Source organism: Paenarthrobacter sp. NPDC089675, from assembly GCF_044749185.1.
Lineage (GTDB): Bacteria > Actinomycetota > Actinomycetes > Actinomycetales > Micrococcaceae > Arthrobacter.
Window position 1 is genome coordinate 223,804 of the sequence record NZ_JBIVHM010000006.1, and the last position, 11,846, is coordinate 235,649.

9 protein-coding genes are annotated in these 11,846 nt (G+C 64.5%); 3 read left to right on the forward strand and 6 right to left on the reverse strand.

Features of this window, described 5'->3' with window-relative positions:
• A complete protein-coding gene (locus ACIPY2_RS14775) occupies nt 1-945 on the reverse strand; it encodes a carbohydrate ABC transporter permease (protein ID WP_400267140.1) in 945 nt (314 codons plus the stop codon).
• A gap of 346 nt (nt 946-1,291) precedes the next feature.
• On the opposite strand from ACIPY2_RS14775, the gene ACIPY2_RS14780 reads away from it, so the two are divergent.
• Genes ACIPY2_RS14780 through ACIPY2_RS14790 form a run of 3 tightly spaced genes read left to right on the forward strand, consistent with a single transcriptional unit; the run spans nt 1,292 to nt 5,678 of the window.
• On the forward strand, nt 1,292-2,527 hold the full coding sequence (locus ACIPY2_RS14780; RefSeq protein WP_400267141.1) for a dienelactone hydrolase family protein: 1,236 nt from the start codon (nt 1,292-1,294) through the stop codon (nt 2,525-2,527).
• The gene (locus ACIPY2_RS14785) at nt 2,524-4,569 is read left to right on the forward strand and encodes a DUF6807 family protein (protein WP_400267142.1); all 2,046 of its coding nucleotides are present in this window, start codon (nt 2,524-2,526) and stop codon (nt 4,567-4,569) included. Before ACIPY2_RS14780 ends, ACIPY2_RS14785 begins: the two co-directional genes overlap by 4 nt.
• Nucleotides 4,566-5,678 carry a M24 family metallopeptidase gene (locus ACIPY2_RS14790; RefSeq protein ID WP_400267143.1) on the forward strand — a complete coding sequence of 371 codons (1,113 nt, stop codon included), beginning with the start codon at nt 4,566-4,568 and terminating at the stop codon, nt 5,676-5,678. The genes ACIPY2_RS14785 and ACIPY2_RS14790 overlap by 4 nt, the downstream gene beginning before the upstream one ends.
• Before the next feature lie 127 nt (nt 5,679-5,805).
• On the opposite strand, the gene ACIPY2_RS14795 is transcribed toward ACIPY2_RS14790, so the two are convergent.
• From ACIPY2_RS14795 to ACIPY2_RS14815, 5 genes are read right to left on the reverse strand one after another with little or no spacing between them, the layout of a single operon-like run.
• Nucleotides 5,806-7,257 (reverse strand): aldehyde dehydrogenase (NADP(+)), encoded by a 1,452-nt coding sequence (locus tag ACIPY2_RS14795; RefSeq protein WP_400267144.1) that lies wholly within the window; start codon nt 7,255-7,257, stop codon nt 5,806-5,808.
• A complete protein-coding gene (locus tag ACIPY2_RS14800) occupies nt 7,238-8,356 on the reverse strand; it encodes a mandelate racemase/muconate lactonizing enzyme family protein (protein ID WP_400267145.1) in 1,119 nt (372 codons plus the stop codon). Before ACIPY2_RS14800 ends, ACIPY2_RS14795 begins: the two co-directional genes overlap by 20 nt.
• Entirely contained in the window at nt 8,356-9,261 is a 906-nt protein-coding gene (locus ACIPY2_RS14805) for a 5-dehydro-4-deoxyglucarate dehydratase (protein ID WP_400267146.1), read from the reverse strand. The genes ACIPY2_RS14800 and ACIPY2_RS14805 overlap by 1 nt, the downstream gene beginning before the upstream one ends.
• Entirely contained in the window at nt 9,258-10,244 is a 987-nt protein-coding gene (locus ACIPY2_RS14810) for an NAD-dependent epimerase/dehydratase family protein (protein ID WP_400267147.1), read from the reverse strand. The genes ACIPY2_RS14805 and ACIPY2_RS14810 overlap by 4 nt, the downstream gene beginning before the upstream one ends.
• A gap of 25 nt (nt 10,245-10,269) precedes the next feature.
• Entirely contained in the window at nt 10,270-11,679 is a 1,410-nt protein-coding gene (locus ACIPY2_RS14815) for a Gfo/Idh/MocA family protein (protein WP_400267148.1), read from the reverse strand.
• Nucleotides 11,680-11,846 lie beyond the last annotated feature (167 nt).

Genomic DNA, 11,846 nt, shown 5'->3' on the forward strand with positions numbered 1-11,846 from the left:
TTAGTCATCGTAGAACACCCAATACTTTGAAGCGATGAAGTTGATGGCAGTGAAGGCACCGATGATGACCAGCAGGAACCAGGCCATCGCCGACGCGTATCCCATGTCGAATTGGCCGAAACCCTTCTGGTACAGGTACAGCGTGAAGAACATGGTCGAGTCGGATGGACCGCCGTTGCCACCGGAGACGATGAATGCCTGCGTGAACGACTGGAATGAGCCGATGATCTGGAGCACCAGGTTGAAGAAGATGATGGGGCTCAGCATGGGGATGGTGATCCGCCAGAACTTCTGCAAAGTGGTGGCACCATCGACTTCGGCCGCCTCGTAGTACATGTTCGGGATCTGGCGCAGGCCGGCCAGGAAGATGATCATGGGGCTGCCGAATGTCCAGACGTGCAGCAGGATGATGGAGCCCAAGGCGGTGTTCGGGTCCGAGATCCAGCCCGGCCCTTCGATTCCGATCATGGCCAGGACCTGGTTGACCAGGCCGGTGGTGCCGAAGATCTGCTTCCACAAGATGGCGACGGCAACTGAACCACCCAGCAGGGAGGGCAAGTAGAAGATGGAGCGGTAGAACGGAAGCCCACGAAGGCCCTTGTCCAGGACCAATGCGATCAACAACGCCACCGCCAGCTGCAGCGGTACACCCACCAGTACGTACGTGAACGTCACGCGCAAGGAGTTGTGCAGGCGGGCATCACTGAACATGCGGACAAAGTTGTCCAGGCCAACCCAGGCTGGTGGCTGGAGGAGGTTGTAGTCCGTGAAGGACAGATAGAGGGACATCAACATGGGCCCCACCGTGATGACCACCAAGCCCACCAACCACGGAAGAAGGAAGATGTAGGCGGCCTTGTTGTCGCGGCCGTTTGCCTTCTTCTCCTCCTTGGTCATGGGGCCCTTGCGGCGGGTCATCGAGGAGAGTTCGCCAATAGCGCTCATTGCGTCCTCCCTGCGTAACCCCGGACGCCCTGCGGCGTTGCGGGGTGATGCTGTGCGGCCATGTGGTCTCCTTTGGTCATCGTGGCCTTCCACGGAATTCGTGCTGGGAAATGCTGCTCTTCCGGGACCGCCGGGGCTCCGGCGCAACCCCTGGTTTTCCAGGATTCCGATCCCGGCGTTCAGCGGCTCCGTATCAAAGTAAACGTTTTCTTGACCCGTGTACAGCCTTTTGCTAATTTTTGAGAAAGCGTTTTCTGGTGAAGGCGCTCCGCAGATTTTGGCCCACGCTGAAGAAGTCCGGCGTGCGGTTCCGCACACCCGCCCGCCCCAGCAAAGCAGGACTCACGTGTTCCCAAAGACAGCCCAGGCCATCGCCGACCTGGCCGGGATTCAGCGCCGCCCAAGTGCCATTGCCGGTTATGAAGATTGGCCGGACTACTCCACACAGCACCGCCATCTGGCTGGCTCCCCGGAAGCGGACCGGCTTGCCGAAACACTCGGCGTTCCTGCCGTTGTGCCGAATCTTCGGTACCGGGTGGAAGCGGAGGCCGAAGACAACAATGTGGTTACGTCGCGGTTATCCTGGCAAACCGGCTTCGGTCCCCGGACCTCAGCCTGGCTGGTTCGTCCCGCCAACGCCTCCGGGCCGTTGCCCGGCATCCTCGCACTGCACTGCCATGGCGGCATCAAGTCGCACGGCGCCGAACGGCTTCTCGGACTTCCGTTGGGCGCGGCAGAGCATTCCATGCACGACGGCGGCACAGCCTCGCGGCCGGCGCTCGGCCCGGTGCCTCCAGGCCTGCGGGAAAAACTCTATGGAAGCCGCCCGCCGGCCACGTGGCTGGCACAACAGGGGTTTGCCGTACTGGCCCACGATGCTTTCATGTGGGGCAGCCGCCGGTTCAACCTGGACAGCCCGCCCCACCGCACCGCCCACGCACTGGCCGGGCAGGAGGCACTTTGGCGGGAGGCCGGCGTCGTACCTTCCGCAGCGGAACGGTACGACGCCGCAGCAGCAGCGCACGAAGAAACCGTCGCGAAGGCAGCCACCTTGCTCGGTTCCACCGTCGCCGGGACGGTGGCACACGATGACCTTGCCGCTTTGGGCGTCCTGGCCTCGGTTCCGGAAGTAGATGCCGGGCGGATGGGCTGCATCGGTTTCTCCGGGGGTGGCGGGCGGGCCATGCTCCTCGCCGCGCTCAGTCCGCAGGTCCGGAGCCTCGTGGTGACGTGCATGATGACCACCTTCCAATCGCTGCTTCCGGCTTATACGGACGCGCACTCCTGGCTGCTCCACTCCCCAGGGCTGTCAAAGTTGGGCGAATGGCCAGGCATCCTGGCACGCTCCAGTGCCGAGGCATTCCTGGTCCAGTACGGATTGCGCGATGAGTTGTTCCCGGAGGCGGGCATGCGCGACGCCGATGCGTACCTGGAGGCCAGCGCGCCAAGCCGCTATACGGGCAGCTTCCATGACGAAAAACACTGTTTCTCCCCTGCCATGCAGGCAGAGGCCGCGACATTCCTCGCCTCGCATCTGACCACGGAACAAACCACACCAGCTTCGACCAGGACCGCCTCATGACCCAGACTGCAACCACACCCACCCGCCCCGTGCCCGGAGTCCTTCCCCGAGTGGCCTTGGTTGGTGTCCACGGCTTCGGGGAACGCCATCTGGAGAACCTGGGGCGCCTTGGTTCCGAGGGGCGTCTTGAATTGGTGACAGTCGCAGATCCGCTTCCACCAGAGGACGGGCAACTCCCCGCCGGCGTCGCTGTCTTCGGTTCGCTGGAGGACCTCCTGGCCTCCGGAAAGACCCCGGACGTTGTCATCATTTCAACGCCCATCCAAACGCACGCACCCCTTGCCTTGGCCGCACTGGCCGCTGGTGCGAACGTTTACCTGGAAAAACCTCCAGTGGCGTCCATGGCCCAATATGAGGAAGTCCTGGCCGCGGCGAAACACGCCGGGAAGCTGGTGCAGGTGGGGTTTCAAAGCCTCGGTTCCGATGCGATCCCGGCAATTCAGGAGGTCATCGCTTCGGGGGACATTGGCGAAATTCGCGGGATCAGCGCCACAGGTCAATGGCTCCGCACCAAGGGGTACTTCAACCGCTCGCGATGGGCCGGCAAACGCAGCCTGAACGGAACCGACGTTGTTGACGGCGTGGCTACGAATGCATTGGCCCACGCAGTCGCAACAGGCCTCCGACTGGCCGGAGCCCGGACCCTCGCCGACGTCCGGCGGGTGGATACGGACCTCTACCGTGCCCATGACACCGAAAGCGACGACACCTCGGTGGTGAGGATAACCACCGCCCAGGAGACTGTGCTCACGTGCGCCCTCACCCTATGCGCTCCCGTGCAAACGGCCCCGCTGGTTACCGTCTACGGCACTTTGGGCCAGATCGCGTTCTCCTACACTGAGGACCGCTTGGACATCACGACGGCTGCCGGGACCAGGAGCCGGAGCTATGGCAGGACCGATCTGCTGGAGAACCTGATCACAGCCCGTTCCGAGGAGGACCTGCTCAGCCCCCTCGGAAAGACCGGAGCGTATGTGGCAGTACTGGAAACCATCCGGACCGCATCCGAACCCACACAGATCGATGCAGCACATGTGAGCTGGCATGGAGACGGCGACAATTCCCACCCCGTGGTTCACGGGATTGAGTCGTGGATCCAGCGCGCAGCCCTCGGCCAAGCAACGTTTGCCGAGCTCGGGGCACCCTGGGCGCGCGCGGCCGACTATCCGGAGATGGAGATCGCCGGAACCGCGGTTGCTACCGTCCAGGACGGAACCAGGGTCAGGACCACCTCCTCGCCGAGGCCCTACCTGCACCCGGTACGCACCCTCGCCGGCACGGTCGTCTCCGACCATGTCCCCGCTGACCACGTATGGCATCTGGGCGTCGGTGTGGCGGTGCAGGACGTGGACGGCATCAATTTCTGGGGTGGCCGGACCTACACCCGTGAGGCGGGTGCCTACGTCTGGCGCAAGGATCACGGCCGCATCGTCACTGAATCGGCGGAGCACTCCGACGGAAAGCGGGTGGAACAGCTCGGCTGGATCGGCCCCGACGGCACCCGGATACTCAGCGAACAGCGCAACTGGCAGTGGTCCGCCGTCGGAAATTCCGCCTGGCAGTTGGCGCTCGACTTCACCCTTGAACCGGCGGGCGGCAGAACTGTGCTGCTGGGCAGCCCGGGCTCGAACGGTCGGTCGGCGGGCGGCTACGGAGGCTTCTTCTGGCGACTTCCCAAGGTTTCGGACGCCACCATCTGGACCGCAGAAGCGCGTGGTGAGGATGCGGTTCACGGCAGCATTGCGCCATGGCTGGCCTGGTCGGGAACCTTCGACGCCGGAAGTCCGGCAGGCGGGAACGGAACCGAGCACCTTGGGCACCCGGCGACGCTCGTGTTCCTGGCCTCTCCGCAGGCACAGGATCCGTGGTTCGTCCGCCACTCGGGCTATCCCGGCGTCGGGTTGTCCCTTGCCTGGGACGCGCCGGCTGCGGCGGAGCCGGGCAGCCCCCTGCACCGCACGGTCCGGGTTCTCGTCATCGACGGTTTCCTGGCCACACAAGACATAGAGCAACTCATCACAACTTTGGGGGAAACAGCATGACCGTTCCAGTCCACTCCGCACCAGTCACTGCTGCACCGCGAACGGCCCCCGGCAACGCAGCCGACCGTGCCGTCAAGCGCAGCAGGGTCCTGGATATTCTCGACGCCTCAGGACGCGACTCCCTGTTGCTGACCAGCAATACCGCCCTTACGTGGTATCTGGACGGCAGCCGCGTCCACGTCAGCCTGGCCGGCGATCCGATCGCTGCCGTGCTGGTGGACCGCGACGGCGACCACCTTGTCACGTTCAACAACGAGGCCGGGCGGATCACAGCGGAGGAGTTGCCCCACGGGGTTACCCTGCACACCGTTCCCTGGTACGGGCCGCTGCATGCCACTGCGGCAGCCTTGGCCTCTGACGGGAACCCTTTGCCGGAGGCCGCGGTGGTCACCGAGCTGCGTGCCGCCCGCCAACAGCTGCTGCCTGCCGAAGCAGCCCGCTATGCAAAGCTTTCCGCCGACGCCGCAGAGGCCATGACCGACGTCCTGTCGCATGCAACACCTGGTACCACCGAATTCGAGCTGGTGTCCGAACTTGCCGCCCGGATCGTGGCCGTTGGGGCCGAGCCGCTTGTCCTGCTGTGCAACGGCAGCAGCCGAAGCGACTTCCGCCACCCCCTGGCTACGCACGCGCCCCTGGGCCGTCGCGCCATGGCCGTGGTCTGCTCCCGCCGGGACGGCTTGGTTGCCAACGTGACCCGATGGGTAGCGTTCGACGCCGGAACACCCCAGGAGCTTGACGCCGAGGCCCGCATCGCGGCAGTAGAGGCGGACATCTTCCGGGCGACGGTACCCGGTGCCCGCCTCAATGGTGTGTTTGCGGAGATCCAAGCGTCCTATGCGCGGCACGGTTTCGGGGCTGAGCAATGGAAGCTGCACCACCAAGGAGGCCCGGCAGGTTACGCAGGCCGCGATCCGCGGGTCACTGCGGATGTCCTGGACACGATCGTGCTCAACCAACCCTTCACGTGGAACCCTTCCGGACCCGGCGTAAAGATCGAGGACACTGTGCTGCTCACGGAGGGCGGTTTGCAGGTCCTCAGCTTTGACGAGCGCTGGCCCACAACGGAAGTTGAGGGCCGCCGTCGTCCGTTGACCCTTCGTCCATAACCTCTAACGGAACAAGAAGGGGCGGGTCACCGTGAAGGTGACCCGCCCCTTTAGCGCGTGGCTCCCAACTGGGGACAGCACATGTCCTTTGAGCGTTCAGTGGAGCATGTGCTGTCCCCTACTTGGGCTAGCTGAGGTTCAGCACGCCGTCCACGCGGCGCGGGATACCCAGAGGGTTGGCTTCGTGCAGGGCAGGGTGCAGGATGCTTTCGGGCGCGTCCTGGTAGGCGACGGGGCGCTGGAACCTGCGGACGGCCGTCGCGCCCACCGAAGTGAACAGCGAGGTCGTCGCCGGATACGGGCCGCCGTGCTGCTGGGCCCAGTTCACTGCGACGCCGGTAGGCCAGCCAGCGAACAACACACGCCCGGCCAGCTCGCTCAACTGCTCCACCAACCCCGAAATGTCTTCCCCGGGCTGGGCGTGGACAGTAGCCGTCAGGCTGCCGGGAACCTTGGAGAGCGCATCCGACAATTCGGCGTCGTCCGCATACTCAATCAGCAGGGTCGTAGGGCCGAAGCACTCCTCCAGCAGTTCCTCCGGCCTTTCCAGGACGTTGGCCGCAGTGGTGGAGAAGACCACGGGGGCGGCTCCATCAGCCTGGGCGTCCTGGTCAGCCGTGCCGCTGACCAACGTGACTCCGGGCTGGCCGGCAACGTTGCGGAGGCCATGGGGATAGGCTTCGGCAATACGGTCGGTCAGCATGGCAGCCGCGGGCTTGCCTATGCTCGCCTCGGCCAGATGTGCAGCGAAGTCCGTTCCGGCCGGGATGAAGATGAGGCCGGGCTTGGTGCAGAACTGCCCCGCGCCCATGGTGAAGGAAGCTGCCAGCCCCGTGGCGAGTTCCTCACTGCGCTCCGCCACGGCCGCTGGCGTGATGACCACGGGGTTGAGGCTGCCAAGCTCGCCGTAGAACGGGATGGGCTCGGGCCGTGACACTGCAAGGTCGAACAGGGCGCGGCCACCTGGAATGGAACCGGTGAAGCCCACGGCCTTGATCGCCGGATCCTGGACCAGTGCCGTACCTGCCTCTCGACCGCTCACCAAAGCGAAGATGCCCTCCGGAGCGCCTGCCTTGGCCAAAGCCTCTGCGACGATCTCGGCCGTGCGCTCGGACAGTCGCAGGTGTCCTGAGTGGGCTTTGACGATCACCGGGCAGCCAACGGCGAGCGCAGAGGCGGTATCGCCACCGGCTACGGAGAACGCGAAGGGAAAGTTCGACGCCGAGAACACGGCTACCGGACCTACCGGCCTCAGGATGCGCCGCAGGTCCGGCTTGGGCGGGGTGGCCTGCGGATCGGCGTGGTCGATGACGGCTTCAAGGTACGAACCCTCGGTAATGACTTGCGCGAACAACCGCAGCTGGCCGGTGGTGCGCGCTACTTCGCCGGTAAGCCTGACCGTGCCCAAGCTGGTCTCGGAGTCCGCGATGGCCACGAGCTCCGTTACATTGGCATCCAAAGCGTCGGCGACGGCGCTCAGCCAGGCCGCCCGTTCGGCGTCGGAGGCCGCTGCGGTCACTTTGGCGGCGGCCGCCGCGGCAGCAGTTACTGCCGCCAGGTCAAGAGTTGCTGTACTCAATGGTGTTTCCTTTGCTTTCACTGGCAGGAATTTCGGAGGCAAACTCGAAGCCCAGGCCTGGACGGCCTGCGGAACTGAGCCTGCTGTTACGGATCCTGATCGGCGATGGGCCGTCAAGGATGCCCAGCTGGTGGAAAGAAGCGTCCTCCACGTCTTCCACGCTGACGGACTCGGCCAAAGTAAGTGCCAACTGACCGGATAGTTCGGGAAGCAGGTGTGGTGCCACCCTGATGCTGTTGGCCCGGGCAAGCTCGACGATCCGCCTGAACGGAGTAATGCCGCCCACGCGCACGATATTCGGCTGGATGATGTCTACGGCCTCAGCCTCGATGAAGTCGCGGAACCGATAGATCGTGTGGACGTTCTCCCCCAATGCAATGGGCACCGGCGAGTGTTTGCGCAACCTCCGGTAGGCCCACAGATCGTCCGCACGGATCGGTTCTTCCAGCCACTCCAGGCCATAACCCGCCAGGACATCCAAGGCACGGAAGGTATGCGCCAGGTCCCAGCGCTGGTTGGCGTCGATCATGAGCAGCCGGTCCGGTCCAAGGACCTCCCGGACCGCGGCCACCCGTTCGGCATCCTCGCGCAGCTCCGGTTTGCCTACCTTGATCTTCACGGCACGGTGTCCTGCCGCAACCCAGCGCCGGGTTTGCTCCACGAGTTCGTCCAATGAGTAATGCAGGTTCACTCCGGAACCGTAGACTTCCACGGATTCCTGGCGCTGGCCCAGCAGTCCGGTGACCGATTGGCCGGCCTTCCGAGCTGCGAGGTCCCACAGTGCAAGGTCCACGCCCGCCATCGCAATGGTGGTCAGTCCTCCCCCGCCCGCTTCGTGCAGCCGTTTCCACAACGCGTCCCATACGATCTCCGGGTGCGCTTCCAACCCCCGGATGAAAGGGGCAATGTCGTGGTCCAGGAGGGCCTGCACAGCCTGGGGGCCGATGGTCGGCGTCCAGGAAAACCCGTAGCCGGTGCCGCCGTCGTCAGTGGTAAGTTCGGTGGCAATCACGTGGTTCTCCGGCGCCTCCACGCCCCAGCTGCGGAGCAGCGGGACTGTGAGCAGGCGCGTGGACAGCCCAGTGATTCGGCTTGTCATCAGTTACCGGCCAGCTCGTGGCCCTTGGCGAGGATTGCCTTGAGCTCAAGCAGTTGTTCCTCGGTAGGGTCCACCAGCGGCGGTCGGACCGCGCCCACTGGCAGCCCCGCCAGGCGGAGCCCGGCCTTGATGAGCGAGACACCAAAGCCAGGCGTCTGGTCGCGCAGTCGGACGAGAGGTCCGTAGAAGCCCTCAAGCAGTGCGTTCCGACGCTCTTCGTCGCCGGATACATATGCGTCGTAGTAGGCCTTGGCGATTTCCGGTGCCATGGCGAAGGCTGCGGAGGAATAGAGCGGAATGCCTAAGCCGCGGTAGGCGCCTTGCGTCAGTTCCGCGGTCAGCAGTCCGTTGAAGAGCGCAAAGTCCTTGCGTCCGCTGGCGTTGATGGCGGACACGATCTCCTGCGCGAGCCCGACGTCACCGATCCCGTCCTTGAAGCCCACCACCTTGGGGTTGGCCGTCAATCGGGTCATGGCCGCGGCGGTGAACTTCGCGGTGCCGCGGTGGTAGACGATGACCGGCAGGCTGCTGGCAGCGGCAACGGCTTCGATGTACGCCACAACGCCATCGGTGGGGCCGGTGACGAGGTACGGAGGAAGGACCAGGAGTGCGTCTGCACCGGCTTCCTCGGCAACCTTCGCGGCGGCGATGGCGTGGCCCAGGGGACCGCCGGCACCGGCGACCACGGGCACGACTCCTGCCACGACCTCGACGGCGGCAGTAACCACAGTGCGGATCTCGTCAAGGGACAGGGCATGGAACTCGCCGGTGCCGCAGGCCGGGAACACTCCGCCTGGGCCGAAGGGCAACCGTGAGCTGATGTGTTCCTTCAAGAGGGCCACATCCACCGATCCGTCTTCCTTGAAGGGCGTGACGGGGAAGAAAAGTACGCCGTCGAAGTTCATGCTGTCTCCTTGCTGTTTGCTCCCGCAGGCACCAGGCCGCGGTCATTCTCGTCGTTGAGTACTGCTGTGTCTTCGCCTTCGTAGGGCGGAGCAAGTTCGGTGCGCCAGCTGCGCTTCGGTTCCCAGCCGAGGAGTTCGCGGGCCTTGTCCACGGAGAAAGCGGAGCTGGTGCCGGTGAGGTGTTGCGCCAGTGGGCCGCTGCCCGGCAGGAACCGCGGGAACAATTCGGCCAAGGGCGCCGTAGCCAGGGCATCCTTTGCGCCGACGAAGAACGTCTGTCCGTTGGGGATGGTGTCAAGCTTCGCCAGCAGCACGTCCAGGAACTCCGCGACGTCCCGCGCATCGACGTAATTGAACAACGCCGGGGCTGACAAGGCGGGATCGTCCAACCTTTCGCGGACCGTGTGCCCTTGCTGGGTCAGTGCCCCCTCCCATTCCTCGGGGGAAATGACATAGCAGGGACGGAAGGCTGCGTACCTGATCTTGTCACCCTGGGCTGCAGCGAACATCTGGACCGTCTGCTCGGCGATCAGCTTGGACAGTGCGTAGGCGTTCCAAGGCTTCGGCGGCGTCTGCTCGTCGAGCGGGAACGACGGCGGCAGCCAACCGGCCGGTGACCCGTAGCCGAGGGCGGTGGGGCTGCTTGCCGTCACGATCTTCGGAACCCCGGCGTCGGTGGCAGCACTGATTACCGCGTAGGCGAGCCGGGTGTTCGTGCTGAAAATGACATCCTCGGGCGCGCTGAAAGGTACCGCAATAGCGGCGAGGTGGATGACGGCGTCGGGCGTTGTTTCGCGGATCAGCCGCTCCGCCTCGCCGGGAGCCAGAAGGTCTGCGCTGTGTTGCGTCGCGCCCTCAGGCAACTGATCCGCGGGGATGGCATCGCGGTCCACGGAGATGACTTCATGGCCTGCCGCGGCGAGACCCGCAACCACGCTGCGACCGAGACGGCCCGACCCGCCGGTGACGAAAATCCTGCTCATCTGATGTTCCTTGTGTCTTTTGGGATCAGGCCTGGCCGCGGCTGAGGTCCACGCCGAGGCCGAGTTCGCTGATGCGGACCGGAAGATCGCTCTCAAGGGACTGGTTTCCCGCGATGCCCACCGAGACGGAACGGAGTCCGTCGATGTAACCCGACGGACGGCCCAGCGGGTCCACTCCGGGGCCATTGAAGAGGTCCGAAAGCAGCAGGTTGTCGCCACCGCCATGGCCGCCTTCGCCATTGATGATCGGCACCTCGTAGGCTGCCTCCCAGTGGCGCTGGACGATCAGGCGCTCACCGTTGCGGCGCACGGCGTCCTCTTCCTCAATGGGAGTGGCGCTCGGGTCCACCACGGTCTTCTTGTCCGTGCTGAATTCGACGGCGGCGCGCTCCACCACTTCGAGTTCGGCGCGGCCTTCCGTTCCGTTCACGGTGACGCGGTAGCCCTCCCACGGGCTGTGCGCGTTCAACGAGTAGCTCAACGTAGGACCGCCCTGATAATCCACCACTAGCGCGAGGTTGTCCTCGATGGTGATGCCTTCCGTGAACACGTCCTGGTCGCGGCGGTAGCCGTCGAACTTCTCGTTGTCGTAATAGAGGGCCTTCAGCCGCTCGTCGTCTCGCAGGTCCAGACGGAACGGATCGCGCTCCAGCCCGTCCACGGTTCCACGTTCCGGACGCGCTCCCAGTCCGCGCTCACTGGCGTTCTTGTCACCGTAGAACCGAAGGCCGCCGGAAGCGAAAACGCGCTCGGGAACGTCGTTGATCCACCAGTTGACGAGGTCGAAATGGTGGGAAGCCTTGTGGATGAGGAGTCCGCCGGAGTTCTTCTTCTCACGGTGCCAGCGGCGGAAATAGTCGGCTCCGTGTACGGTGTCCAGCACCCAATTGAAGTCGATGGAGGTCACCTTGCCGATCACCCCGTTCTGGATGACTTCCTTGAGCGCGGAGTTGCGCGGCGAATAGCGGTAGTTGAAGGTGACCACCACGTTCCGGCCGGTTTCGGCCACGGCTGCGGTGATCCGGCGGCAGCCCTCGACGTCGATGGTGAGCGGCTTTTCAACCACGACGTCGGCACCGGCCTCGAGTGCTTCAACGATGTAGTCGGCGTGGGTGTAGTCCGGGGTGGTCACGATGACACGCTCAATGCCGTTGGCCTGGATGAAGCTGGTGAGTTCACCCGGTTCAAAGGACGCAACCGGTTCCGCACCGCCGAGTTCCTTGATGAGCTCCTGGTAGAACTCGACGCGGCCGGCGTTGACGTCGGACAATGCCACGAGCTCAGCGACGTCGGCGTGCTGGCCGAAGATGGCGCGGATATACATTTCGGAACGGCCACCTGTGCCAATGAGGGCGATCCTTGTGCGCGGGGCGGCGCTTCCCGGAGAGGCTGTGTTTGTGGCTGGGTGGGTCTCGGCGGTGTCGACGTTGACCATGGAGAATGCCCCTTTCCAAAGGCAGGAGTGAACCGCTTGACGGCCCGGCTTGTTCTGGGAAGAATCATGAGAAAGCGTTTTCTCAGAGCGTTATAAGCTTTGTATCAAGACTCTGGCGGTCGCGTCAACCACCGCCCCAAGGACGGGGCAGCACGGGCCAAGCCAAT

What these genes read in the sequence shown, in the direction of transcription:
- ACIPY2_RS14775 (WP_400267140.1), bottom strand. Translation starts at nt 945, where the DNA reads ATGAGCGCTATTGGCGAACTCTCCTCGATGACCCGCCGCAAGGGCCCC.
- ACIPY2_RS14785 (WP_400267142.1), top strand. Translation starts at nt 2,524, where the DNA reads ATGACCCAGACTGCAACCACACCCACCCGCCCCGTGCCCGGAGTCCTT.
- ACIPY2_RS14790 (WP_400267143.1), top strand. Translation starts at nt 4,566, where the DNA reads ATGACCGTTCCAGTCCACTCCGCACCAGTCACTGCTGCACCGCGAACG.
- ACIPY2_RS14800 (WP_400267145.1), bottom strand. Translation starts at nt 8,356, where the DNA reads ATGACAAGCCGAATCACTGGGCTGTCCACGCGCCTGCTCACAGTCCCG.
- ACIPY2_RS14805 (WP_400267146.1), bottom strand. Translation starts at nt 9,261, where the DNA reads ATGAACTTCGACGGCGTACTTTTCTTCCCCGTCACGCCCTTCAAGGAA.
- ACIPY2_RS14810 (WP_400267147.1), bottom strand. Translation starts at nt 10,244, where the DNA reads ATGAGCAGGATTTTCGTCACCGGCGGGTCGGGCCGTCTCGGTCGCAGC.
- ACIPY2_RS14815 (WP_400267148.1), bottom strand. Translation starts at nt 11,679, where the DNA reads ATGGTCAACGTCGACACCGCCGAGACCCACCCAGCCACAAACACAGCC.